The organism is Vreelandella lionensis (genome assembly GCF_044543515.1).
Taxonomy (GTDB): Bacteria; Pseudomonadota; Gammaproteobacteria; order Pseudomonadales; family Halomonadaceae; genus Vreelandella; species Vreelandella lionensis.
Genome location: NZ_JBITWC010000026.1, coordinates 19,918 through 45,755 on the forward strand (window position 1 = coordinate 19,918; position 25,838 = coordinate 45,755).

Annotated in this window: 21 protein-coding genes; 17 read left to right on the forward strand and 4 right to left on the reverse strand. The window is 55.6% G+C overall.

The window, feature by feature from the left end; translation table 11 throughout:
- The first annotated feature begins 152 nt into the window (after window positions 1–152).
- The 11 genes from ACIGG6_RS15180 (at window position 153) to lipB (ending at window position 10,643) form a co-directional block, all read left to right on the forward strand.
- Complete coding sequence (locus tag ACIGG6_RS15180; protein WP_399845506.1) at window positions 153–1,460, forward strand: glutamate-5-semialdehyde dehydrogenase; 1,308 nt, start codon at window positions 153–155, stop codon at window positions 1,458–1,460.
- Window positions 1,457–2,131: a nicotinate-nucleotide adenylyltransferase gene (gene nadD / locus ACIGG6_RS15185; protein WP_058577801.1), complete on the forward strand. Its 675-nt coding sequence runs from the start codon at window positions 1,457–1,459 to the stop codon at window positions 2,129–2,131. The genes ACIGG6_RS15180 and nadD overlap by 4 nt, the downstream gene beginning before the upstream one ends.
- Window positions 2,132–2,247: 116 nt before the next feature.
- Window positions 2,248–2,634, forward strand: a complete 387-nt coding sequence (gene rsfS / locus ACIGG6_RS15190; RefSeq protein ID WP_083026369.1) for a ribosome silencing factor — start codon at window positions 2,248–2,250, stop codon at window positions 2,632–2,634.
- Window positions 2,631–3,098 (forward strand): 23S rRNA (pseudouridine(1915)-N(3))-methyltransferase RlmH, encoded by a 468-nt coding sequence (gene rlmH, locus ACIGG6_RS15195; RefSeq protein WP_044628085.1) that lies wholly within the window; start codon window positions 2,631–2,633, stop codon window positions 3,096–3,098. The genes rsfS and rlmH overlap by 4 nt, the downstream gene beginning before the upstream one ends.
- Window positions 3,099–3,193: 95 nt before the next feature.
- Complete coding sequence (gene mrdA, locus ACIGG6_RS15200; RefSeq protein ID WP_399845507.1) at window positions 3,194–5,101, forward strand: penicillin-binding protein 2; 1,908 nt, start codon at window positions 3,194–3,196, stop codon at window positions 5,099–5,101.
- A gap of 2 nt (window positions 5,102–5,103) precedes the next feature.
- Window positions 5,104–6,264, forward strand: a complete 1,161-nt coding sequence (gene rodA / locus ACIGG6_RS15205; protein ID WP_253503157.1) for a rod shape-determining protein RodA — start codon at window positions 5,104–5,106, stop codon at window positions 6,262–6,264.
- Between the two features lie 44 nt (window positions 6,265–6,308).
- On the forward strand, window positions 6,309–7,334 hold the full coding sequence (gene mltB, locus ACIGG6_RS15210) for a lytic murein transglycosylase B (protein WP_253503159.1): 1,026 nt from the start codon (window positions 6,309–6,311) through the stop codon (window positions 7,332–7,334).
- On the forward strand, window positions 7,327–8,301 hold the full coding sequence (locus ACIGG6_RS15215) for a septal ring lytic transglycosylase RlpA family protein (protein WP_399845509.1): 975 nt from the start codon (window positions 7,327–7,329) through the stop codon (window positions 8,299–8,301). Before mltB ends, ACIGG6_RS15215 begins: the two co-directional genes overlap by 8 nt.
- A gap of 68 nt (window positions 8,302–8,369) precedes the next feature.
- Window positions 8,370–9,569 (forward strand): D-alanyl-D-alanine carboxypeptidase family protein, encoded by a 1,200-nt coding sequence (locus ACIGG6_RS15220; RefSeq protein ID WP_083026378.1) that lies wholly within the window; start codon window positions 8,370–8,372, stop codon window positions 9,567–9,569.
- A gap of 109 nt (window positions 9,570–9,678) precedes the next feature.
- Window positions 9,679–9,990 carry an HP0495 family protein gene (locus ACIGG6_RS15225; RefSeq protein ID WP_083026380.1) on the forward strand — a complete coding sequence of 104 codons (312 nt, stop codon included), beginning with the start codon at window positions 9,679–9,681 and terminating at the stop codon, window positions 9,988–9,990.
- A gap of 2 nt (window positions 9,991–9,992) precedes the next feature.
- Window positions 9,993–10,643 carry a lipoyl(octanoyl) transferase LipB gene (gene lipB, locus ACIGG6_RS15230; RefSeq protein ID WP_399845511.1) on the forward strand — a complete coding sequence of 217 codons (651 nt, stop codon included), beginning with the start codon at window positions 9,993–9,995 and terminating at the stop codon, window positions 10,641–10,643.
- Between the two features lie 114 nt (window positions 10,644–10,757).
- On the opposite strand, the gene lipA is transcribed toward lipB, so the two are convergent.
- Both lipA and ACIGG6_RS15240 read right to left on the reverse strand, forming a co-directional pair.
- Window positions 10,758–11,813 (reverse strand): lipoyl synthase, encoded by a 1,056-nt coding sequence (gene lipA, locus ACIGG6_RS15235; RefSeq protein ID WP_399845514.1) that lies wholly within the window; start codon window positions 11,811–11,813, stop codon window positions 10,758–10,760.
- 181 nt (window positions 11,814–11,994) lie between these two features.
- Complete coding sequence (locus ACIGG6_RS15240) at window positions 11,995–12,993, reverse strand: LysR family transcriptional regulator (RefSeq protein ID WP_399845517.1); 999 nt, start codon at window positions 12,991–12,993, stop codon at window positions 11,995–11,997.
- 276 nt (window positions 12,994–13,269) lie between these two features.
- On the opposite strand from ACIGG6_RS15240, the gene ACIGG6_RS15245 reads away from it, so the two are divergent.
- From ACIGG6_RS15245 to ACIGG6_RS15270, 6 genes are all read left to right on the forward strand, one after another.
- A complete protein-coding gene (locus tag ACIGG6_RS15245) occupies window positions 13,270–15,711 on the forward strand; it encodes a DUF3141 domain-containing protein (RefSeq protein WP_399845519.1) in 2,442 nt (813 codons plus the stop codon).
- Between the two features lie 321 nt (window positions 15,712–16,032).
- A complete protein-coding gene (gene topA, locus ACIGG6_RS15250; RefSeq protein WP_399845521.1) occupies window positions 16,033–18,660 on the forward strand; it encodes a type I DNA topoisomerase in 2,628 nt (875 codons plus the stop codon).
- On the forward strand, window positions 18,657–19,118 hold the full coding sequence (locus ACIGG6_RS15255) for a DUF6586 family protein (RefSeq protein WP_213262597.1): 462 nt from the start codon (window positions 18,657–18,659) through the stop codon (window positions 19,116–19,118). Before topA ends, ACIGG6_RS15255 begins: the two co-directional genes overlap by 4 nt.
- 125 nt (window positions 19,119–19,243) lie before the next feature.
- On the forward strand, window positions 19,244–19,708 hold the full coding sequence (locus tag ACIGG6_RS15260) for a 2-hydroxyacyl-CoA dehydratase (protein WP_253503178.1): 465 nt from the start codon (window positions 19,244–19,246) through the stop codon (window positions 19,706–19,708).
- A gap of 156 nt (window positions 19,709–19,864) precedes the next feature.
- Window positions 19,865–20,494 (forward strand): murein L,D-transpeptidase family protein, encoded by a 630-nt coding sequence (locus ACIGG6_RS15265; RefSeq protein ID WP_399845524.1) that lies wholly within the window; start codon window positions 19,865–19,867, stop codon window positions 20,492–20,494.
- Between the two features lie 224 nt (window positions 20,495–20,718).
- Window positions 20,719–20,982 carry an Lpp/OprI family alanine-zipper lipoprotein gene (locus tag ACIGG6_RS15270; protein ID WP_016914087.1) on the forward strand — a complete coding sequence of 88 codons (264 nt, stop codon included), beginning with the start codon at window positions 20,719–20,721 and terminating at the stop codon, window positions 20,980–20,982.
- 99 nt (window positions 20,983–21,081) lie between these two features.
- On the opposite strand, the gene ACIGG6_RS15275 is transcribed toward ACIGG6_RS15270, so the two are convergent.
- A complete protein-coding gene (locus ACIGG6_RS15275; RefSeq protein ID WP_399845526.1) occupies window positions 21,082–22,215 on the reverse strand; it encodes a L,D-transpeptidase family protein in 1,134 nt (377 codons plus the stop codon).
- Between the two features lie 98 nt (window positions 22,216–22,313).
- Entirely contained in the window at window positions 22,314–25,763 is a 3,450-nt protein-coding gene (mfd, locus tag ACIGG6_RS15280; RefSeq protein WP_399845528.1) for a transcription-repair coupling factor, read from the reverse strand.
- Between the last annotated feature and the right edge of the window lie 75 nt (window positions 25,764–25,838).

Below are 25,838 nucleotides of genomic sequence, written 5' to 3' on the forward strand. Positions count from 1 at the left end.
GGCTTACTATTTACCTGATAGCGGTTGGCCTATTTAGCAGTAGCATAACGCATTGCTTGGCCTAGTCCTTTGAATCACTCAGTATAATGCCCAAATGGCGTAATATAAGCCCACTTCACTTAGCAACGCTGACCACAACACAGGGAGATAGTATGCGCGGTTCTGATGCATTCCAAGAAGACGCCCAACACCATTTGGCTGCCGGGGATGTGCCCGCGTATATGCAGGCCCTGGGGCAGGGCGCTCGGGCAGCGGCAAGCGCATTGCGACGTGCCAATACCCACATTAAGAATCAAGCGCTTGAGGCAATGGCGCAGCGTGTGGCGGTGGCACGCAGTGATATTCTGCAGGCCAATGCCGAGGACATGCAGCGTGGGCGTGACAATGGGCTAGACAATGCACTGCTAGACCGGCTGGCCCTGAATGACCAGCGCATTGACGCGATGATTGAAGGTCTTCGCCAAGTGGCAGCGCTACCCGATCCGGTGGGTGAGATTGACGGCATGAGCTACCGCCCCAGCGGTATTCAGGTTGGCAAAATGCGCGTTCCGCTGGGAGTTATCGGCATTATTTATGAGTCACGCCCCAATGTAACGATCGAAGCGGCCAGCCTGTGTCTTAAATCGGGAAATGCTTGCGTGCTGCGCGGTGGCTCCGAAGCCAGCGCCTCTAATGCAGCGCTTAGCCGCTGCCTTCAGGCGGGGCTAGCCGATGCGGGCCTGCCAGCGGGCAGTGTGCAGGTAGTGGCCACTACCGACCGTGCGGCCGTAGGTGAAATGATCAGTATGCCTGCCTATATTGATGTGATTATTCCTCGCGGCGGTAAGTCGCTGATTGAGCGCATTTCCCGCGAAGCTAAAGTACCGGTTATCAAACATTTGGACGGCGTATGCCACGTCTATATTGATACCACCGCCGATCCCGCTAAAGCGCTGGCGATTGCCGTTAATGCCAAAACGCACCGCTATGGCACCTGCAACACCATGGAGACGCTGCTGGTGGATGCGCCCATTGCCGATATTTTGCTGCCGGAGCTGGCCCGGGCCTATGCAGAACATCAGGTAGAGCTGCGTGGCTGTGAGCGCACTCGCGCGTTACTTCCCCAAGCCACTTTGGCTACAGAGGACGATTGGCATGCGGAGTATTTGGCGCCGATCCTCGCCATTAAAGTGGTCGATGGAATGGAAGAGGCGATTGAGCATATTGAGCGCTACGGCTCGCACCATACCGACGCGATTGTGACTCAAGACTACTCGCTGGCGCGGCGTTTTATGGCCGAAGTGGACTCAAGCTCAGTGATAGTGAATGCCTCTACCCGTTTTGCGGATGGCTTTGAGTATGGGTTAGGGGGAGAAATCGGTATCTCCACTGATAAGCTTCACGCCCGTGGTCCGGTGGGGCTTGAAGGCTTAACGACTCAAAAATATATCGTATTGGGTGACGGCCAGGTTAGACAATGAGTGACACGCCCAGCATCGCCGGGCCAATGCGGGTAGGTATGCTCGGGGGGACATTTGACCCCATTCACAACGGACATCTGCGCAGCGCTGTAGAAGTGCGCGAGGTGTTAGGCCTCAATACGCTGCATATGGTGCCCGCGCCGCAGCCGCCTCTGCGAGATACACCGCAGGTGTCGGCTGCCCAGCGCTTAGCCCTCTTAAAAGCGGGCATTGGCGATACGCCAGGGCTGTTAGCGGATGATCGAGAGCTTCAGCGCGACGGCCCCTCATACAGCGTGGATACGCTGGCGGAACTCCGCCAGCAGTATGGCGACGATGTACCGTTAGTCATGGTGATCGGCTTCGATGCCTTTTTACGTTTGGCGAAGTGGGACCGTGCAGAGCAGCTTTTCGAGTTGGCCCACCTAGTGGTCATTGCCCGTCCAGGTTATCAATCTTCTTGGCCCTCAGCATTGAAGGAACTGGTCGGCAATCGAGAAGTCGATAGTGTCGATGTATTAATGCAGCGCACGAGAGGCGGAATGTTGATGCTTGAGCTGCCGTCTTTAATGGCGATATCTGCCACTTATATTCGGGAGCGGCTGCAGGCGGGTAAAAGCGTGCGCTACTTACTACCAGAAGCGGTGGAACAGGCTATTTTTTATCAAGGGCTTTATCAATCCGATGAATAGCGCTGGCAGTCGTGAAAGAAGCCGTTACAATGGCCCGCTTACAGGCTGATGCCACTCGAAATACCGACGTTAGTAACGACACTCGATACCACCACAAGGGGTTGCCTTCAGGAGTCATGCACATCGATACACTGAAAAACCTAGCGATTGACGCGCTAGAAGAGCTTAAAGCACGCGATATTACTCAACTCGACGTTGCGAAATTAACCGAAGTTACCGATCTGATGCTGATTGCCAGCGGTACTTCTACCCGCCACGTGGCCGCACTGGCCCAGAACGTTGTCGAAAAAGCCAAGGCATCCGGCCTTCACCCTCGCGGTGTTGAAGGTGGCGATAATGCCGACTGGGTGCTGGTCGACCTGGGCGATGTGGTGGTTCACATTATGCTTCCAGAAGCCCGTGCGCTGTATGACTTGGAGCGCCTTTGGGCAGATCTGCCTAGCGACGCTGGCGCGATTAGTGAATCGCTGAAGCAGTTTGAAGAGCGAGCCACGATGTCATGAGGATTCGGCTGTTAGCGGTGGGTACAAAAATGCCTGCATGGGTGGAACAAGGCGTTGAGACCTACCGCAAGCGGCTCCCTCGGGATTTCACGCTGGAAATTGAAGAAATACCGCTCGGCCAGCGTGGCAAAAATGCCGATATCGCTAAAGCCCGCGCGCAAGAGGCGCAGCGAATTCGTGAAAAGCTGCGTGGCGATGAAATCGTGGTGGCGCTGGAGGTAAAGGGCAAACCCTGGACCACCGAACAGTTGGCGCAGGAAGCGGATGGCTGGCGCATGGAAGGGCGTGATGTGGTGCTGTTGGTGGGTGGCCCGGACGGCTTAGAGCCTGCGCTTTCCGCTATGGCTGATAAAGCTTGGTCACTTTCGCCGCTAACGCTACCTCACCCGCTCGTGCGAATTATGTTGGCAGAGCAGCTTTATCGCGCCTGGACACTGCTAGTGGGCCACCCCTATCACCGCTAGTGAGCAACACAGAGTTAATCACTAGCCGGTACGTTGCATTTATTCCCCACTGGGGCCGCCGCTTTTATTGTTTGATTTGAGAGTCATCTGTTGCCATGCCCCAGCGCCGTGACACGCTAAAAAATCCTGAGCAAGAGCTGCGTATTTTCCGTGTCAGGGCGCTGCTTGCTGTCTTGGTAGTGATTGTGTTGACGAGCTTGCTGGTAAGCCGCCTTGGCTATTTGCAAATCGTTCAACACGATTTATACAGCACGCGTTCCGAGAAGAACCGGGTACGCGTCGAGCCTCTGCCGCCTAACCGCGGGCTTATCTACGATCGTAACGGTGCGCTGCTGGCGGAAAACCGTCCTACCTACAACCTTACCCTGGTGCGTGAGCGTGTCGATGACCTAGACGACACTCTGGCCCTGCTCGTCGATTTATTAGAGCTGCCTGAGGAAGAGATAGAGGCATTTCAGGTGCGCTCGCGGCAGCGTCAGCGTCCTTTTCAACCTGCACTGCTGATGAGTGACTTAAGCGAAGAGCAGATTGCGCGACTGGCCGTTAACCGCCACCGGCTGCCTGGTGTTGAAGTGGAAGCCCAGCTGTTGCGCTACTATCCCGATGCTGAAGTCATGGCTCATGCGCTGGGGTATGTAGGACGTATTAACGCCGAAGAGCTACAGGACTTAGACCCAGGCCGCTACGCGGGCACGCACTTTATTGGCAAGACCGGTGTCGAGCGTTTTTACGAAACCGAGCTACATGGAGAGGCGGGCCTACGCAAGGTAGAGACCAACGCCCGTGGTCGCGTGCTTCGCGAGCTTGGCCGTACTGACCCGGTGCCCGGCGCTAACTTAACGCTTACTCTCGACCGTTCCCTGCAGATGCTGGCTTACGAGCTTTTGGATGGTCGGCGTGGCTCTATTGTGGCTATTGTGCCAAATACTGGTGAGATTCTGGCGATGGTGTCGACCCCTGGGTTTGATAGCAACCAGTTTGTGACCGGGATCGACGTAGCCTCTTATCGAGCACTGCAGGAAGATATCGACCTGCCACTGTTTAACCGTGCCATTCGAGGACACTACCCGCCGGGCTCCACCATCAAGCCGTTTCTGGCCCTGGCGGGTTTGGTGGAAGGGGTCATTACCCCCGACAGCACCATTAATGACCCCGGCTTTTATCAGCTACCAAACGACTCCCGACGCTACCGTAACTGGCTGCGCTGGGGGCATGGCCGTGTCGATATGGAGCGCTCGATAGCGGTCTCCAACAACACCTACTACTACACGCTGGCTCATGATCTCGGCATTGATAAGCTCCATGAGCGTATGACCAACTTTGGTTTTGGCCAGCGCGTTGCCCACGATGTGCAGGGGGAAAGCACTGGACTCATGCCCTCCCGAGACTGGAAGCGAGCACGTTTCAACCAGCCCTGGTACCCCGGTGAAACGCTATCGGTGGGGATTGGCCAAGGCTACTGGCAGGTCACACCTCTGCAATTGGCCAGCGCCACTGCCGCGTTGGCAAACCGTGGGCACTGGGTGAAGCCTCGCCTTGCCCTGCGTATTGGTGAAGAGCCAGTGCCCGAAGAACTACCCGATACGCTCCCCGATATTCAGCTGGCCAACGATAACTGGTGGAACCGTGTATATAGCGGGATGGAGAAGGTACTCAACGGTAGCGAAGGCACCGCAAGGCGCACTGGCGTAGGGCTTGAGTACCGTATGGGCGGTAAGTCAGGCACTGCCCAGGTGTTCTCACTCGGCCAGGACCAGCGTTACAACGCGGAGGAGCTAGAGGAGCGGCTACGAGACCACGCGCTCTTTATGGCTTTTGCGCCCATTGAAGAACCGAAAATTGCGGTGTCGGTGATTGTTGAAAATGCCGGTGGCGGCAGTACGCATGCCGCACACCTGGCACGTGCAATGACGGATGCTTGGCTCCTGGAAGATAATGCCCCTCAAGTTGACGAAGTCAAAGAAGTGCTAGAAGAAGACACTGCCAACGTGGAGGGTAACTAGCGATGCCTTGGCAACTGATTACCCGCTCGCTGCGCCGTTATCCGGTACGCCCGCCTGATAGCGGTATTGCCCGTCGCAAAAGTATTTGGGAGCGTATCCACCTCGACCCTTGGCTGCTAGGGATGCTGTTGGTGTTGATGGGTGGCGGTTTGATGGTGCTTTACAGCGCCTCCGGGCAGCGTATCGACACCGTGATTGCCCAAGCCATGCGCTTTGGTATTGCGCTTTCTGGCATGGTGATTATTGCACAATTTTCCCCTTCAACTTTTTTACGCTGGGCCCCGCTGGCTTACGGCGCTGGGCTAGCGATGCTGTTGGCGGTTGAAGTTGTCGGCGATGTAGGTATGGGCGCCAAGCGTTGGCTGGAAATTCCGGGGGTCATCCGTTTTCAGCCCTCTGAGATGATGAAGTTAGCCGTACCGCTCATGGTGGCCGCTTATTTAAATCGCTGCCAGTTGCCGCCTAGGCTGCGTGATATTGTGGTGTGTGCGGTGATTATCGGCGTGCCCGTGGTGCTCACGGCTATCCAGCCTGACCTTGGGACATCGCTGCTGGTGGCTAGTGCTGCGGTGATTGTGGTGCTTCTGGCTGGGCTCTCTTGGAAGCTCATTGGCTTGGTCGCGGCCCTGGGCGCGGCGGGCCTGCCGGTACTATGGATGAACATGCACAACTACCAGCGCCAGCGGGTACTGACATTTTTAGACCCTGATAGCGACCCGTTGGGCTCAGGGTGGAACATTATTCAATCCACCACGGCTATTGGCAGCGGCGGGCTGTGGGGAAAGGGGTGGTTGGAAGGAACGCAGTCTCAGCTTGAGTTCCTGCCAGAGCGACATACCGACTTTATTATTGCCGTACTTGGTGAGGAGTTCGGCCTGGTGGGTATGCTCTTGCTGCTAACACTATATATCATGATTGTAGGCCGCGGCTTATGGCTGGCATCGTCATCCCAAGATACCTTTGGGCGGCTGTTTGCGGGCAGTATTATCCTGACGTTTTTTATCTATGTATTTGTCAATGTGGGCATGGTGAGCGGCATTTTGCCTGTGGTAGGCGTACCGTTGCCACTGGTAAGTTTTGGCGGGACCTCCAGCGTGACCTTGTTAGCTGGGTTCGGTATTCTCATGTCCATACATGCCCATCGGCGGTTATTGCCACGTTAAAGGTTTGAACAGTGGTAGTGCGTATTCACAGGAGTGGTGAGCGAATGAACAGGGCGCGAAGTAAAGCAGGCGGTTACGCAATTGCCATGCTAGTAGCGTGTTCGGCCCCTGCGTTAGCGGCAGAGGAGGAGATCAGCTTTGATCCTCAGCGCAATACGCAGACCCAACAGTTGGTCGATGAGCTGGCCCAGCAGGGCGTGCCGAGCGAGTGGCTTGAGCAGGCGCTGATGCAGGCAAATTATCGCCAGGAAGTACTGGACGCCATGGCAGGTGCGGCGGAACGGCGGCTGCGCTGGTTTGAATACCGTGATATTTTTCTGACCGAGCAGCGCATTGAAGAGGGCGCGGCTTTTATGCAGGAGCATGCTGATACGCTCGCGCGCGCGCAGTCGGTATATGGCGTGCCCCCAGAGGTGATCACTGCGATTATTGGTGTGGAGACTTACTACGGTCGTCATAAAGGTCGCCATAAAGTGTTGGATTCGCTGGCAACGCTGGCTTTTCATCACCCGGCGCGAGGTGAGTTCTTCCGGGGCGAGCTGGCAGCGTTTTTGACGATTGCTTATCAGCAGGAAGTAGCGCCCAGCTCACTGTACGGTTCCTATGCAGGTGCCATGGGTTACCCGCAGTTTATTCCCACCAGCTACCAGGCGTATGCCGTTGACTTTGATGACGACGATAAGCGCGACCTGTGGAATAACCCGGTGGATGCTATTGGTAGCGTTGCCAACTATTTTGCCGAGCACGGCTGGCAGCGTGATGGAGCGATCTATCACCAGGCAGAAGGGCCTGACGCGCGCCCTGATGGGCTAACCTTTAACCAAACGGTGCGCCCCACAACAACTGCCGCTGAGGCTGTCGAGCAGGGCATTGTGACAGCAGACTCCCTGGCGCCCGATACGCCAGTGGTGCCCCTGGTGCTGGAGTATGCCGATGGCCAGGAAAGCTACCGGCTGGGTGAGTACAATTTCTATGTGATTACCCGCTATAACCATAGCCACCTCTACGCCATGGCAGTCGCCGAACTGGCAGAGGCCATCAAGCAGCAAGCTGAGGCTGAGCATGACTAAACTGCGAATCAATATGCGCTACCTAAGCGGCTCGCTGCTGTTAGCTGCCTTGGTGAGCGGGTGTGCCAGCCAAGCGCCGCAGCGTGCAGGCGGAGAGGTAGGTGCTTCAAGCTCCGCGCCTGCTGCTCCGGCGGCTGCCAGTGGCGAGCGCTATGCGATGACTGGCGATGCCTACCCGGTTGCGCCGCCGGATGTCACCACCGTACCTGACGCCGAGCCGCGCCTTGAACAGCCCTCTAGAGCGGGTAATCGCTCTACCTATGAAGTGTGGGGAGAAACATATCACGTGTTGCCCGATGCCCGTGGCTATGAGCGTCAGGGCACGGCTTCCTGGTACGGTGAGAAATTTCATGGCTACGCCACCTCTAACGGTGAGATCTACGACATGTACAAAATGTCAGCCGCTCACCGCTCGCTCCCATTGCCCACGTTTGCCCGTATCACTAGCTTGAATAACGGCCGCTCGGTGATTGTCCGCGTTAACGACCGTGGCCCTTTTCACAGCGACCGCGAAATTGATCTCTCATATGCTGCAGCCGCGCGCCTCGGTATTTTGGACAATGGCACAGGCCCGGTACGCGTAGAAGCCATTGATCCAGCCCAGTGGCTAGCTGAACGGGGCCGGGGTGGCGGCACAACCGCTTCACCAGCAGCGCCAGTGATGGCGTCGAGTGCTGCGGCGCCATCTTCTCCGGCGGCTCGCCCGGCGGCGCCTGTTCAAGCAGCAGCATCCCGTGCCGCAGAGGCTAGTGATGCGATCTATCTGCAAATTGCCGCGCTAGGGAGTGCCGAAGGAGCACAGCAGCTCCAGCAGCGATTGGCCGGTGAATTGCCTCACGGTGTGCGCGTGAAAAGCGATGCCGATGTTCACCGAGTGCAGGTGGGCCCTGTGAATCCTGGACAAGAAACGCAGGCACGTGAAGAACTTCGTCGTGCAGGCTTTCCCCAAGTGTTTGTCGTGAGATAATACCTCTCAACATGTGCACAAGTGGCGCGTAATGCGCCGCCTTTTTCTTTGTTAGTGAGAAGTTTGTGATGAATGTATTGATGTCAATTCGCCGTACCGCCAAGCTTTGCCTGTTCGCAGCCATGACGGCAGTCGTATCACCTGCGATGGCGCAGGTGATCCCTCAGCCGCAAACAATTATTCCCGCACCGCCCCAATTAGCGGCGAGTTCGTGGATTCTAATGGATGCCAACAGCGGGCGGATTCTTGCTGAGCACAACTCTGATGAGCGCCTGCCTCCGGCGAGTTTGACCAAGCTGATGACCGCTTATTTGGTGGAGCGCGAGCTTGATCGTGGCACCATTAATTTGACCGATATGGTCAATATCAGTGAAAACGCCTGGCGCACCGGCGGCTCTAAAATGTTTATCGAAGTCGGTGATCGGGTATCGGTGGATAACCTGCTGCACGGCATCATTATTGTGTCGGGTAACGATGCCAGCGTCGCGATGGCCGAACATCTGGCGGGGGGAGAAGCCCCGTTTGCAGACCTGATGAACCAGCACGCCACGCGCCTGGGAATGAACGACACTAACTTCATGAACGCCACCGGCTTGCCTCATGAAAATCACTATTCAACTGCCCACGACATGGCACGCTTGTCTCGGCACATCATCAATGATTATCCCGAGCACTATGAGATCTACTCCCAGCGTAACTTCTCTTTTGGTGGTATTGATCAGCCGAACCGCAACCGTCTGCTGTGGCGTGACCCCTCTGTAGATGGCCTGAAGACTGGCTGGACAACGGAAGCGGGCTACTGCCTAGTTTCCTCAGCGCAGCGTGATGGTATGCGCCTGATTTCAGTGGTTATGGGGACTAGCTCTGATGAAGCACGTGCCCAGGAGTCCCAGAAGTTATTAAGCTACGGTTTCCGTTTCTATGAAACTATGAAGCTGTACGAGCGTGGTGCGGTACTGGCGACTCCGCGAGTATGGGGCGGTGATACTAACGAGCTACGCGTGGGAGTGGATGAAGAAGTCTTTATGACGCTGCCTCGTAACCGAAATGAAGAGCTTCGTGCGCGCTTGAATCTTGATGCTGACCTTCAAGCCCCTGTCGCAGTTGGCGATAACGTTGGCACTTTGGAAGTCTATCTAGGTGAGGAAATGGTAGGTGAGCGTCAGCTGGTAGCACTGGAAAATATCGAAGAGGGCGGCTTGTTCAAGCGCCTATTCGATCAAGTTCAGCGCTTCTTTAGCAACCTGATCAGCAATTTCACCAGCTAATCCCATAAGGCCTGATCTCTGAGCGATGCACCTTGTATTGTCAGGGGTGGGGCCTTATTTACTTACCAGTTAGCCATCAAACGATTCACTTGTTCCCTAAAGGCGAGATATGAAAAAAGGCGCTAAACAAGGGCTGCGAGATTTACGCCAGCCTGCGGCCAAAGAGCCACCTAAAATTACCTTTCCCTGTGACTACTCCTTGAAAGTGGTTGGTGATGCCGCCGACGATTTCCCTGCGGCGGTGTGCCAAGTCATCGTCAAGCATGCGCCAGACTTTGATGAAACCACGCTGCAGGTGGTGGATAGCCGTAATGGCCGCTTCCAGTCAGTGCGTGTCACTATTGTTGCTACTGGCGAGCAGCAGCTAAGCCAGCTGTTTGATGAGCTGAAAGCTACAGGCCGTGTTCACATGGTGGTTTAACCATGACGCATGATGCCCCGATAGAGCTTCATCGCCTAGGACATCGCCCTTATCTGCCCGTGTGGGAAGCCATGCGAGAGCTAACCGATACTCGGGATGAGACCACTGCCGATCAGTTTTGGCTGGTGGAGCATGACCCGGTATTTACCCAAGGGCAGGCGGGTAAGCCAGAGCACCTGCTGATGCCGGGGGATATCCCTGTCGTCAATACCGATCGGGGGGGGCAAGTGACTTACCATGGTCCTGGGCAGGTGGTGCTTTATCCACTGTTGGATGTACGGCGCGGGAAAGTGGGGGTGCGTGATTTGGTCAGTGCCTTAGAAAACGCTGTTATCGCCGTGCTGGCGGAATATGGTGTTAGCGCTTGGGCTAAACCGGATGCACCGGGTGTCTATGTGGAAACCGTTCAAGGGGAGGCCAAAATAGCCTCGCTAGGGCTGCGTATTCGTCGTGGTGCCAGTTATCACGGTGTGGCGCTCAATGTAGACGGCGACCTTTCCCCGTTCGCACGAATCAATCCGTGCGGCTATGCGGGGATGCAGGTTACACGGCTTGCTGATGTGGCTGAGCTTTCAACAGAACACGATGTGGGCGAGCAGCTAGCGATAGCGTTAGCGTCACAGCTACAACGACGCTTGGTAAGGCCTGCATAAGCAGCTGACCAGGGAAGTTGAGGAAGTTGAATAGCGAGGGAAAGCGAAGGGCGTTAAATGCTAGGCATATCGCCTGCATGGCAGAGCAACGCCATGCAGGCGAAGGTAGATATACTAACCGACGTTAAAAGCAGGAATGCGGTTATTGTCCGGCTCTTCTTGCCCCGGAATGGCCGCTGGGGCGGCAAGACCCAGATTGTTTTTCTCGAAAACACGGTCTGCTCGGTAGCTAGAGCGTACCAGCGGGCCGGATGGCACTTCCATAAAGCCTTTCTCAAGGCCCAGTACGCGATAACGATCAAACTCTTCTGGGCTTACCCAGCGCTCCACGGCCAAGTGGTTTTTGGTTGGGCGCAGGTATTGGCCTAACGTCACGATGTCTACGCCAATCTCGCGCAAGTCATCGAAGGTTTGCAGGATCTCTTCATCGGTCTCACCCAGCCCCAACATCAAGCTGGTTTTAGTGATGACATCGGGACGATACTGCTTGGCGTGGGCCAACACATCCAGCGTTTTGCGGTAGCCTGCACGGGGGTCACGCACTTTGCTGGTCAGCCGCTCAACGGTCTCAACGTTTTGCGCAAACACCTCAAGCCCTGAATCGACCACGCGCTCAATAGCGGCTTTATCGCCATCAAAATCAGGCGTTAACGCCTCAACAACCACCTCCGGCGTGCGCGCTTTAATGGCGCGAATACAGTTGGCGTAGTGGGTGGCGCCACCATCGTCTAGATCGTCACGGTCTACTGAGGTCAGCACGATATAGCGAAGACCCATTAGCTCGACGGATTTGGCGGTATTTTCCGGCTCTTCGTGATCCAGCCAACCTTTAGGGTTGCCAGTATCAACCGCACAGAAGCGGCAGGCGCGGGTACATACTGAGCCCATCAACATAATGGTGGCGGTACCATTGCTCCAGCATTCACCCATGTTAGGACAATGGGATTCAGCGCAAACGGTGCTGAGCCGGTGCGTCGCCACGTTTTTCTTAACGGCCTCAAAACGCTCGCCGCCGGGAATTTGCGCGCGCAGCCACTTTGGCTTGCGCTCAAGTGAAGGGGCATCTGCCTGCGCTTTGCGCTGCTTCATGCCATCTTTAATCACCGTCATGCCATGTTCGTTACGGAATTTTTCGCCGCTGGGCACGCGCTGGGAAGGGGTGTTGCTCATAGGAGAGAGCCTCTCTACTGTGCGGCTGGTAAGCAGAAAATCCGAGCGACGCATCACGAAAAATATACGTGCAAAATGTGGCCGCGATGCAACTGTTTACCATGCCCTGAGTAACGCTAACTGATACGTAGGTTGTAAATAATGTAACATATTTGGCAATCAACAAGACACCGTAGAACCGCTAGTGATCGTATTCCAGTGACAGGGCGGGTAAGCAGGAAACCCCATGGCTAGGAAGCGGGCTGCCAGGCGCTTGGAAGTGGCGCTGGAACTCGCTCAGATGCTCACGCACAAAACGCAGGAAGAGCTCTGCTACCGGAGTGGGGAAGTGGTCTCGGCGGTATACCGTGCACCAGGCGCGGCGAATGGGGAAATTGGGCAGAGACAAGGTAGCGAGCAGGCCCTGTTCCAACTCGCGCTGTACCGCCAAACGAGGCAGTACGGCAACGCCCAAATGTACCATTACCCCTTGTTTGATGGCTTCATTGGTGCCCAGCTCGATACGGTGCGGAAGCCCCACTTCTTGATCCACGGCAAGCTGCTCAAAGGCGCTGCGAACCCCCGAACCAGGCTCGCGCATTAGTACGAAATGGCGTGCGAAATCCGTCAGCGTTGGATTGGGCATACTTAGCAGAGGATGTTCTGGCCACACTACCGCCACAAGCTCGTTTTCAAGAATTGGCATAACCACCAAGCCGTCGTCTTCTGGCACCATGGCCATGATCACCACGTCGTCTTGTTGTTCGGCCAGCCGCTCAAGTGCTTGGCTGCGGTTACACACCTTTAAACGCAACTGAACATCCGGGTATCGCGCGCGAAACTTGGCCAGCAGATAAGGCACGACGTACTGGGCGGACGAGACAGCCGCAATATTCAACTTGCCGCTAATTTTGCCGTTAATATCAGAAAGGTTCATTTGCAGCCGCGACAGCTGACCAAAGATTTCCCGCGTAGAGAGGGCCAGTGTATCGGCTGTTGGCAGCACGTGGAGAGTTTTCCCCGCATACTTAAAGAGAGGCTGCCCCAACGCTTGCTCAAGCTGTCGAATCTGCGCGCTCACGGCTGGTTGTGTCAGGCCGAGCTGCTCGGCGGCCCGTGAATAGGAGCGTTGTTGATGCACTGCCTGAAACACTTGTAACTGTCGAAACGTTAAGCGGTTGAGCAGCGTGGGGGATGACATAACCACCTCAGGGTAAACTTCCTCGGTAAAAAAGCGCACTGTATAAGGCCTGTTATATAGGGCTTGGCCTCAGCGTCGAAATGCTATCACTGATTTAGGGCTACCGCCTTGAAAGCTTGGCGGTATATAAACGGTGTACGTTTCGATCAATAAGGCAGTCGTTGGAAAAGGGGGGTGGTAATCATCGACGTTAGGCAAGGAGTGGCCTAAACTATATTGCATTGCAGCATCATTGCTTCGGGATTGGTGCCATGCATCAACCCAATGGGAGAATATATGAACTTTCTCGCTAATCCTTTGCTTACCACCAATGCGCTTGCTGCTCCTTGGTTTGGGTCATCGAATGATTCCGCGGCGTTACCGGGCGGTGAAGCTCTCGCTAGCATGATGGACCCTTTTGGGTTTGGTCGTGCCGCGGTTAGCTACTGGCGTGACAGTGTAGAGCGCAACATCCTTTATTGGGATGTCATGCGCGAGCGCGGCAACCAGTATCTCGAACACATGGAGCAAACGAAGCCCAATGTGCTCGGCTTTGAAACCGAGGTGTTAGTGGATGGCCGTACGCTGCCTAATCCGACTAACTATGAGTTACTACGGGTATTGCCGCCTAAGAATATCCAGATTGACCCACAAAAACGCCCCTTTGTCGTTATTGATCCGCGTGCAGGCCATGGCCCTGGTATCGGCGGTTTTAAGCCTGATAGCGAACTCGGTGTCGCGCTAAAAGCGGGCCATCCTTGCTATTTTATTGGCTTTTTACCTTTCCCTGAGCCAGGCCAAACGGTGGAAGATGTGGTGGAGTCGGAAGTGGCCTTTTTGCGCCACGTGATTGCGCTACACCCGGAAACCACTGAAAAACCGATGGTGGTTGGTAACTGCCAAGCGGGCTGGCAAATCATGATGGCCGCCGCCCTTGAGCCTGAAGTATTTGGGCCAATCTTAATCGCTGGTGCACCGCTCTCTTATTGGGCTGGCGAGCATGGCAAGGCGCCCATGCGTTATACCGGCGGTATGACCGGGGGAAGTTGGATCACCGCGTTGACCAGTGATATCGGCAACGGCCTATTTGATGGGGCGTGGCTGGTTCAGAACTTTGAGCGCCTCAACCCGGCTAATACCTACTGGAAAAAGCAGTACCACCTGTATGCCAATATTGATACCGAGTCCAAACGCTATTTAGAGTTTGAGCGCTGGTGGGGTGGTCATGTGGTGCTGGGCGGTAATGAGATCCAGTACATTGTCGATAACCTGTTTGTCGGCAATCGCCTTTCTACGGCGCAACTGGTTACCCGCGATGGACGGCGTATTGATCTGCGTAATGTACGCTCGCCTGTGGTGGTGTTTTGCTCACGGGGGGACGATATTACGCCGCCGCCTCAGGCCCTGGGGTGGATTCGTGATCTGTACGCGGGCGAAGAGGATATCATTGCGAATGAGCAGACGATTATTTACTGCTTGCATGATACCACTGGGCACCTGGGAATCTTCGTATCTGGCAGTGTTTCCCGCAAAGAGCACTCCGAATTTACGGCGAACATGGACTACATCGATGTGATGCCGCCAGGGCTGTACGAAACGACGATTTCTCACGCCGACGAACACACAGACGCCGAGCTGATTGAGCGTGACTATCTGCTGGAATTTGCGCCGCGCAACTTCGAAGAGCTTGATCGTGACGTGATGCATCAGCCGGAGGATGATCGTCGCTTCGCCACCGTTGCCCGCATCTCTGAAATTAACCTGGGGTTTTATCGTCTCTACGTGCAGCCATGGATACAGTCCATCATGACGCCCGAGGCGGCGCGCTGGATACGGCGTATGCACCCCATTCGCCTGGGCTACAAGCTCATGTCAGACCGTAACCCGCTGACGGTGCCGCTACCGGTTATGGCCGACTACGTGCGCCGCCATCGTCAGCCGGTGGAGCAGGACAACATATTTAAAGCGCTAGAGCTCATGGCATCTGATCAAATTGTAGTGAGCCTGAATGCGTGGCGTGACCTGCGCGATAGCTCAACCGAGCGCCTGTTTATGGATATTTATGGTCAACCGTTGCTCCAGGCCGCTGTTGGCTTGTACGGGGATGCCCATGTACATCGCCGCCGTCCTGGCGCAGAGCCTGAGCACCGCCGCTTTATTGAAAACCGCCAAAATGAGCTGCGTCATAAAATTGCTCAGGGTGGCCCTCATGAAGCCGTGATGCGTTCAGTGATCTATGTGCTAGGTGGCGCACCGGCCACCGATGAGCGTAACTTTAAGCGCCTACGCGCCTCTCGGGCGGAGCTTGAACCCAGCACCTCCTTGAGCGAATTTAAGCGCCTAGTGCGTGAGCAGTTCTTTATTTTGAAGCTTGATCGTGAGCAGGCGCTTAATACGTTGCCGGAGCTATTAAAAGGGCAAACCGGTGAAGAGATAGATAACTATATTAGCCACTTAGAGCATGTCTTTGCCGCTAGCGGTGAGTTAACTGAACATGCCGCTAACCGGTTTGACCAAGTAAAAGCGTTGTTTGATAAAGCGCGTCCGGCTGCCTTGGCGGCACCAGCCCCTGAAACAGCGCCCACACCTGACTCCGCTGCGGCTACAGCGGAAATAGCAGCCGAAGCGAGTAACACGGTAACGGCTGAAAAGGCCCAGGAATCATCGGTAGAGGCGCCAAAGAAAAAGCCAGTCACCCGGCCGGCTGGGCAGCGCAGAAGCTCGCCCCGTAAGCGTTAGATAAAGTTGCTAAGACGTCTTCGCCCCCGCTTTTTAGCGGGGGCTTTTGCATTGATAGGCGGCTATTTGGGTTGCCGAGTGCCGAGCGGCAGTCTAGTGTCTAGCTACCCTGATGCAAAAAAGCATCGTAAAACGCACCGCGCCGCTAATGCGTTGTTGTTAGTGTTCGCTTAGCTCCCTAAGAGGCGGTTGCTACTAGCGCTTAATCAAGGGCTGGGGTAGGGTAGGCGCATTTTTCTCATGGTCGCCAAGCACAAATTGAGGCGGCAACGTATTCAGAGCATGGGCGATAGCGCCTGGGCAATAGAAAAGTGGAGCACTATGGGCAAGTCACTGGTCATCGTCGAATCGCCCGCGAAAGCGAAGACGATTAATAAATATCTCGGCAACGATTTCATCGTCAAGTCGAGCGTGGGTCACATCCGTGACCTGCCGACCAGCGGCTCAGGTAAGGCAGCCTCCGACCCAAAGGAGCGCGCTCGCCAGGCCGCGGCAACGCGTAAGATGTCGGCGGAAGAGAAGGCGGAGTATAAAAAGCGCAAGGCCCACGACCAGCTTATTCGGCGCATGGGCATTGACCCTGATAACGGCTGGGAAGCGCGCTATGAAGTGCTTCCTGGTAAAGAGAAGGTGGTGGCTGAATTAAAGAAGCTGGCTGAGAAAGCCGATGCCGTCTACCTCGCGACGGATTTGGACCGCGAAGGGGAGGCTATCGCCTGGCACCTGCGCGAGACCATTGGTGGCGATGACAGCCGCTACAAGCGTGTGGTGTTCAACGAAATTACCAAAAACGCCATTCAAGATGCTTTCAAAGCCCCCGGCGTTCTTAACATTCCCCGTGTAGAAGCCCAACAGGCGCGCCGCTTTCTGGACCGCGTCGTCGGTTTTATGCTTTCACCGCTGCTGTGGGCCAAGATTGCTCGCGGGCTTTCCGCTGGGCGCGTTCAGTCTGTCGCGGTGCGTTTGATTGTTGAGCGCGAGCGCGAAATCCGAGCGTTTATCCCAGAAGAGTTTTGGGATGTGCATGCAGATCTCGTTTCTCCTGACGGCGAGCTGGTGCGTTTTGCCCTGGCGCGTCAGGATGGTAAGCCGTTTCGCCCCACGTCAGAAAAAGACACTCTGGCGCGCATTGAGCAGCTGCGCAAAGCCAAGCTGTCGATTACTTCGCGTGAAGATAAGCCCACCAGCTCTAAACCGACCGCGCCGTTTATCACCTCTACGCTTCAGCAGGCAGCCAGCGGCCGATTAGGGTTTTCGGTGAAGAAGACCATGACCATGGCCCAGCGGCTTTATGAAGCGGGCTACATCACCTATATGCGTACCGACTCCACCAACCTATCTAAAGACGCGGTGGAGAGTGTCCGTTCGTTTATTGGTGATGAGTATGGTGCGCGCTATTTGCCTGAGTCGCCTAATCGATACAGCAGCAAAGAGAGTGCTCAAGAAGCGCACGAAGCCATCCGGCCCTCTAGCGTCGAGCGCAAAGCGACTGACTTGGCAGGTATGGAGCGTGACGCCGAACGCCTCTACGAGCTTATTTGGCGGCAATTTGTGGCGTGTCAGATGACCCCGGCCGAATACCTCTCCAGTACGCTCAGTGTGGAAGTAGATGGCTACGACCTGCGTGCCAAAGGCCGCGTGCTGAAATTTGATGGTTACACCCGGGTAATGAAGCCTACGGGCAAAAACGAAGATCAAAGCCTGCCTGACCTGCCGACGGGCACGGCAATGCAGCTAGAAAAACTCGACCCTCAGCAGCATTTTACCAAGCCGCCCGCGCGCTACACCGAAGCCAGCTTGGTCAAAGAACTAGAGAAGCAGGGCATTGGCCGCCCCTCCACCTACGCATCGATTATTTCGACTATCCAAGATCGTGGCTACGTGAAGCTGGAGAGCCGCCGTTTTTATGCCGAAAAATTGGGCGATATCGTCACCGAGCGGTTGAAAGAGTCCTTCCCTGACTTAATGGACTACTCCTTCACCGCCCGCATGGAGGACAGCCTTGATGAAGTGGCTGAAGGCGAGCGCAATTGGCAGGCGCTGCTTGATGCCTTCTACGATGAGTTCCGCATGGAGCTGATGAAGGCTGAAAGCGAGGAGGGCATGCGTCCGAATCAGCCGGTGCCGACTGATATCGACTGCCCCAGCTGTGGCCGAAAAATGCAGATTCGAACCGCCTCTACCGGCGTGTTTTTGGGCTGTAGCGGCTACAACTTGCCGCCTAAAGAGCGCTGCAAAACCACCATTGACCTGATTCCTGGTGAAGAGGCCGTGGCGGAAGACGCGGGCGAAGAAGCGGAAACCAATGCCCTACGTGCCAAGCGTCGCTGCCCGAAATGCGGCACGGCGATGGATAACTACCTGATTGACGAAACTCGTAAGCTTCATATTTGTGGCAACAGCCCAGACTGTGACGGTTACGAAGTAGAGAGCGGCAAGTTCAAGATTAAAGGCTACGATGGCCCGGTCATTGAGTGCGATAAGTGCGGCTCCGAGATGCAGCTAAAATCTGGCCGATTTGGCAAATACTTTGGCTGCACCAACAGCGAGTGTAAAAACACCCGCAAGCTGCTGCGCAGTGGTGAAGTCGCGCCGCCGAAGATGGACCCGATTCCCATGCCCGAACTTGCCTGCCAAAAGGTGGAAGATCATTACGTGTTACGGGATGGCGCTAGTGGCTTGTTCCTGGCTGCTAGTAAGTTCCCTAAAAATCGTGAAACCCGCCCGCCGCTGGTTAAAGAGCTGAAAGCTCACGCTGACGAGCTGCCGGAGAAGTATCACTTTATTCTCAAAGCACCCAGTGAAGACCCGGATGGCCGCCCTGCGCAAATTCGCTTCTCGCGTAAAAACAAAGAACAGTACGTGATGACAGACGAAGAGGGCAAAGCGACCGGCTGGAAGGCGACCTTTGAAGGCGGCACATGGCATGTGGAGGATAAGCGCAAGTGAGCCCACGTTCGCGTACCAATCAACTGCTGTACCAGGCCGAGCTGCTGGTCGGCCTGCCGGTTGGCGATGATGAGCATGCGCCAGTGCGACAAATGGCCATAGAGGAAAGTGCGTTGGCGCTGTTTGAGCTGGCGCTTGGCTCGCTGCTAAAAGAAGTCACGGAACACGCGCGGTTGAATAGCCATGACTGGCGGGAGCTACTCGCCAGTGATGGCCCCGATGTGGCAGAGCTGCAGCGTCTACGCGATGCCATGCAGCAGCCGGAAAGCTGGCTTTACTGGCTGGTGGGGCAGCTAGAGAAGCTGCACAGTGATGATGGTGCTGCGCGTCGCGCTGTGCAAAATCCTTCTATGATTGCGGTAGGTAGCCAGTTGACGTTAGCCGAGCAACTGTTAGAGAACCTCCAAGCGGCTAAGCGTGATATTGCCTCGCTACGGGAGACAAGCCAGGAGTGGTAGCCCAGCGGCAGTGCGGTGGTGATAGAGGGAGAGGTTGCCAATAGCGTCTGATTGCTTACTCTGATAGGTTGAAATGTGCCTATTCGCCACCACGTTGTATGGAAACAACGATACAGGAGACACGGATGCGCTATAACCAAGTCAAAGATCTCATTGAGTGGGCAACGGGTTATCATGGCCGCATGGCGCGCCAATACAGCGCTGGCGCAGAACAAGCCGAGCATGAGCGCCTAGCCATGGCGCTCACCTACCTAGCTGATAGCGAGCTAAAGATGAAAACAGGGCTTGAGGCGCTGTTTCACGATGGCTCGGATCATCGTGAAGTGTTAGAAATATGGTTTGACGATTCAAGCGACTTCCCCCAGCCGCCTGAGCTTGATGCTCTGGCAAAGCAGAGCGTGGCAGGTTCGATTGATGAGCTAACCGAAACAGCGGTAGAGTCCCATCGTAAGCTGCAAAGCCTTTATGAACATCGCGCTTCTCGGGCCAAAATTGAGCCCGAGGAGACGTTTTTTAGCGCATTGGCAGAAGGTCATAATGCAGAAGCTCGCAAGCTAGTCGCGAGCATGCAGGAGTTTGACGATATTTAGTGATCGTTGAATTAAAGTTTGTTTCAGTGCTGCTCGTTATTCTGAATGCTAATTTGATGGTCGAAACGCTGACAATAGCTGTGTGAATAAGGTATAACAGCCGCCACTAATGCGTCCTCGGCCTAGCCACACTGGCCTGTATTTGAGAGCAAAATAATGTCTGTGAACCGTCGCCGATTTTTGGCGTTGGCACTGGGCTGGCCAGCAGTGGCTAGCGCAACTGCTACAAGCGCTGTGAATGATTATGAGCCAACCGATTTGGTTGAGACGCTGCTTTCTCGCGCTGCTGTGCCACGCCACAGTAGTGAGTTGTGGGTGCTAATTGACGATAAAGAGGCAACGCTGACCATCTTTCGTGGCAATGCGCTGGTAGAGCGTTTTGCGCCTATTTCATTGGGGCGCGGTGGCGCAAAAACCCAGCGAATTCGCGGCGATAACGTTACACCGCTGGGCGAATTCAGAGTTAATCGATTTAATTTCGAAAGCCAGTGGCATATCTTTATTGGTATCGATTATCCTACGCCACCTCACGCACGTATGGCGCTTGAAAAAGGTATCTACTCCCAAACGGATTACGAAGCCTATTTTGACCACTACCGGCGTTATGGCTCTCCCCCGCAGAATACTGCGTTGGGTGGCGCTATTGGGATTCACGGAGTTGGCGGCGGTGATCCAGAGATCCATGGTAGCTTCCACTGGACCCAAGGGTGTGTGGCAGTCACCAATGAACAGATCGCACGTGTGGCCGAATTAGTAGATGTTGGCACACGCGTGGTGATCCGCTAGGCTTGTGTTGTTGAAGGAAGTTCTAGGTTTTAAATATGTGGCTATAGACAACCGCTGTGGTCTATTATAAAACAGCGTTTGACTTGCGTGCCTTGGTGCGTAACCCTGGTACAAGTCGCTGTAAAGAACCTGCACCGCAGGTAGACAAATTTAAGCTAACGCTTTAGCCTTATTTTTTGTCATACCCTTAACGTAGTACCCAAGGAAGACTCAAGGAGAACACTATGACTCTGAAGACTGCTCTGAAGATGACTGCCGCTGCCGCTTCTCTGGCAATCCTGGCTGGCTGTGCTTCTACCAGCGCTCTGGAAGAAGTTCGCATGACTGCTGAATCTGCACAGGCTGATGCCGCAGAAGCACGCAGCATGGCTTCACAAGCTCTGAACACTGCAAACCAAGCTCAGCGCGACGCGCAAGCTGCTCTGCAGATGTCTGAGCAGAACCGTGAAGAAATGAACCGCATGTTCCAGCGTTCCATGCAGAAGTAATTCTGCTTGGGCCACCGAGCATGATGCATGTTCGGTGGTCGCTGTAGATGTGAAAAACCCCGCCTCGGCGGGGTTTTTTGTTGCCTAGCGCTTTACGCGTTAAGCGTCGCCTTCAACGCGAACGGTAGTGGAAAGCTCGACACCTTCCAAAATCCCCTCTAGCTGCTGAGTGGGCTGCGGCTCGGGTTCCGGCTCAGGGGCGGGCGCTTGCGGGCCATATAGCGCCACAAAGCGGCCATCTGGTGCTTCCACCGCGCGTTTGACCTGCTCGTAATCGACTTCTGCTTGATCTTCTGCCAGTTCGCTGACCCGCTCAATGGCATTAAGCAGCGGCTCAAAGTTGCCTACGTTCTCTTCCAGCTGAGGGTAGGATTGCACAAACAGTGTGCCGTCTGCCGCCCAGCCTGCTTTAAAAGGCGCATCCATCAGGTTTACCTGGGTGCCGCTCGGCAGGCGTTCATACAGCGACTCGATATCTTCTGGGTACATGCGGATACAGCCGCGGCTAACACGCATACCTACGCCGTCAGGGCGGTTGGTGCCATGAATCAGATAACTAGGCATGGCCAGCAGAATGGCGTGGCGGCCCAGGGGGTTATCTGGCCCGGCCGGTACGATAGAAGGCGCAGGATCGCCGCGCTCTGCAGCCTCGCGACGCATCGAGGCCGGCGGTGCCCAAGCGGGGTCTTTTACCTTAACGGTGGTGCGGGTGATGCCCACTGGGGTGGCGAACTCTTCACGACCCACGCTAACCGGATAGGTTTCAACAATGCCTGGGTTATCGGCGGGGTAGTAATAAAGGCGCAGCTCGGAAAGGTTAACAACCACGCCTTCACGCGGCGCGGGGGGTAGAATATAGCGCGCAGGGATCACTACCTCGGTGCCTTCACCCGGTACCCATAAGCTAACGTCTGGGTTCGCCATGCGAATCTCTTCGTAGCCAATATTATGGCGACGAGCGATGTCAATAAGCGTCTCTTCGGGGTCCTCCACCGTAACGGTGTAGTACTCACCAATAATGTCGCCGTGCTCGGGCAGTCGGAAGTGGCCGCGCGGTAGTTCCTGCGCCTCAGCAACTTGCTCTGCACTAGCAGTGGCGTCGTCAGTAATCGCCACAGTGCTTTCGGCCTGCTCGGCCGACGGCTGTGCATAAACGGGGCCCACAAGGCTCGCTGCCAGCAGAACTGCCAGGCTGGTAGGTCCCCAACGGGTAATGTTCTTACGAATGTTCATGGTCGATCCTAATCAATGTATGCACTGCTGGTACGCATGGTAATGGGCAGCGATGCGTTACCGATATGTGCTGCTTAATGACAAGTTTGCCCCAAGGTTCACGCCGCCGCTACTTTTTGATTAAGGGTCGTTAGCAGTGCTTCAATCTTTTCGAAACGCTGTTCGACCGTTTCCATTGGAAATTCAAAACGTAAAGTATCGGAACCATCTAAGCGGTAGTGCTGGGGAGATTTTTGAATCAGCGTGACCAGCGTCAGCGGGTCTACCTGGGTGGTGGTGTTAAAAATCACGCGGCCGCGCTGTTCACCTGCTTCTATGCGCTCAACACCGAGCTGTTCTGCCCGGTGGCGCAGCTTCGTCTGCCGAATCAGATTCTTCAACGGCTGTGGCAGTAGGCCAAAACGGTCAATCAACTCTACCTGCAACTCTTTAAGCTCGGTATCTGATTGCGTATTAGCGATGCGTTTATACATGACTAGGCGCTGCTGTACATCGTGAATGTAATCATCGGGAATGAGGGCAGGCAGATTCAGGCTTATTTCGACGCCTGTGTTGAAGGGCGCGTCGATGTTAGGGGTTTTGCCTGCGCGGATTGCTTTCACCGCCCGGTCCAGCATTTCCATATAAAGGGTGTAGCCAATGGTTTCCATTTGGCCGCTCTGCTCGTCGCCCAAAAGCTCACCCGCACCGCGAATTTCCATATCGTGGCTGGCCAATGTAAAGCCTGCCCCCAGGTCGTCTGAGGCGCTAATCGCCTCAAGGCGTTTTACGGCATCTCGCGTCATGGCTTTGGGTGGCGGGGTTAGTAGGTAAGCATAGGCCTGATGGTGGCTGCGCCCTACGCGGCCGCGCAGCTGGTGTAGCTGTGCTAGGCCGAACTTATCCGCACGCTCAATCAAAATGGTATTGGCGCTAGGTACGTCAATGCCGGTTTCGATAATGGTGGAGCACACCAGCACGTTAAAGCGTCGGTGGTAGAAATCAGACATCACCCGCTCAAGGCTGCGCTCTGGAAGCTGGCCGTGGGCCACCGCAACGCGGGCTTCCGGCACTAGCTCGCGGATCTGTTCAGCAGCATTCTCTATGGTTTTTACTTCGTTGTGCAGAAAGTAGACCTGACCGCCGCGCAGGATCTCTCGCAGTAGCGCTTCCTTAATAATGCTGTTGTCGCGCTGCTGTATAAAAGTTTTTACCGATAAGCGCCTTGCGGGCGGGGTGGCGATGATAGAAAGGTCACGGATGCCGCTCATGGCCATATTGAGCGTGCGCGGAATAGGTGTAGCGGTGAGTGTGAGAATGTCGATTTCCGCGCGTAGGGTTTTCAACTTCTCTTTTTGGGCGACGCCGAAGCGGTGCTCTTCATCGATAATCAGCAGTCCCATTTTGGGCAGCTCGACGCTTTTCGAGAGCAGCTTATGGGTACCAATAACGATATCGGTTTGGCCGTTTTTGATGCCTTCCAGGGTTTGCGTCATCTCTTTGCCACCGGTAAAGCGCGAGATTAGGCTGATATTGACGGCAGTGTCGGCAAAGCGGTCGCGGAAGTTCTCAAAGTGCTGGCGCGCTAGCAGCGTTGTCGGCACTAGCACTACGACCTGTCTGCCGGACTGTACGGCGAGGAAGGCGGCGCGCATGGCCACCTCGGTTTTACCAAAGCCGACGTCGCCACATACCACGCGATCCATTGGCTGTGGCGACACCATATCGCTAATCACCGCCTCAATGGCGGCTTGCTGGTCGGGTGTTTCCTCAAACGGGAAGCTGGCTGAAAAGCGAACGTACTCATCTCCCGGTGAGTCGTACACCGTGCCTTGCTGGGCTTCACGGCGGGCGTAAATATCCAGTAGCTCTGCGGCGGTGTCGCGAATTTTTTCAGCGGCTTTGCGGCGGGCTTTCTCCCACTGGTCGGAGCCCAGCTTATGCAGCGGGGCGAGTTCGTCATCGGCGCCGCTATAGCGTGAAATAAGGTGCAGGCTATCCACCGGTACATACAGCTTGGCGCCGTCGGCATAGGAGAGGGCGAGAAACTCGTTGGCCTGGCCGCCCGCTTCCAGAGTCTCCAGGCCCAGGTAGCGGCCTACGCCGTGGGCTTGGTGAACCACCGGTGCTCCTTCGCGCAACTCGGAAAGGTGGCGGACCGCTAGTTCGTTATCGTCGGTGGCTTTTTCCCGCCGACGGCTTTGCCGCACGACGTCGCCAAACAGCTCGGTTTCGCTAATTACCGCGACATCGGGCTCGGTGAGCCATAGGCCACTACCCACCAAGCTTTCCGTTATAGCGATGTGCTCGCTGCCTGCTAAAAAAGCCTGGAAGCTATCGCTATGGGGCAGCGATATTTTCAGCGGGGAGAGGACTTCCTCCAGTGCTTCCCGCCGCCCGCGGGACTCGGCAACAAACAGCATGCGGGTCTTGGGATGGTTATCCAAGAAGCTCGCCAGCTCGCTCAGCGGCTGTTTGGCGCGCGCATTAATGGCCAGAGAAGGGAGTGCTTGGGCCAGAGGAGCAAGCGCATGGCGTTGGCTGTCGTCCTCAGTGAACTCAAGGCGAGGTCGCGCTTTAATGGCGGAGAATACTTCGTTAACCGGGAAGAACGCCCGGTGAGGCGGTAGTAGCGGCCGCGTAGGGTCAACACCTAAATTCTCATAGCGCGATTCAATCGACTGCCAGTGCTGCTCAGCCGCGTGGAAAACGTCTGGGAGCAAGGCGATGCGAGTGTCTTCGGTGAGATGCTCAAACAGCGAGGCGGTTTCCTCGAAAAAGAGCGGTAAATACTGCTCTAGCCCAGGAGAGGGAATCGCTTTCAGCGCATCGTTATAGAGCGGGCACTGGCGCGGGTCGACATCAAACAGGGTTTCAAACTGCTCACGAAAGCATGCGATGGCGCTGCGGCTGAGCGAATACTCATGGGCGGGCAGCAGCTCAATGGTGTCGACTTTATCAGTAGAGCGCTGGCTGCCGGGGTCGAAGTGGCGCAGGGTGTCGATCTCGTCATCGAAAAGGTCGATGCGGATCGGCTCATCCATGCCCATGGCAAATAGGTCGATAATCGCGCCGCGCATGGCGTATTCGCCCGGCTCATAAACGGTCTCTACCGCACGATAGCCTGCCCGGGAGAGCGATTCGCGGAATGTTTCGCGATTCAGCGTGGCCCCCGCCTTTAGCGTCATCACGCGGGCAGCGATGTACGAGACAGGCGGCAGCCGCTGCATGAGGGTATTGACCGGCACAAGCACGATACCGCGCACGCCATCCTGCAGCAGGCGCAGCGTTCTCAGCCGAGCAGAAATAATATCTTGGTGGGGCGAGAAGCTGTCGTAGGGCAAGGTTTCCCAGTCGGGGAAGGGGAGAACCGGTACGCTGCTATAAAAAGCGAGATCTTGTTCCAGCCTCTGGGCGCTGGCGGTGTTGGGAGTGATCACCAGTAACGGTGCGCTTGACGCTACCTGAGCTAGCGCCAGGGCAGTCGCACTGCCCGGCGGCGCTTGCAAATAGAGCGTATCGCGAATCCCTTGCGGCTGAGGCGGTTCGAGCAGAGAGAAAGAAGGCATAGTAAAGGTATCGTTTTGCGCAGAAACGGAACCTGAATCATACACGATCAGCCCTTTCACGCAGAGGCCCTAAGG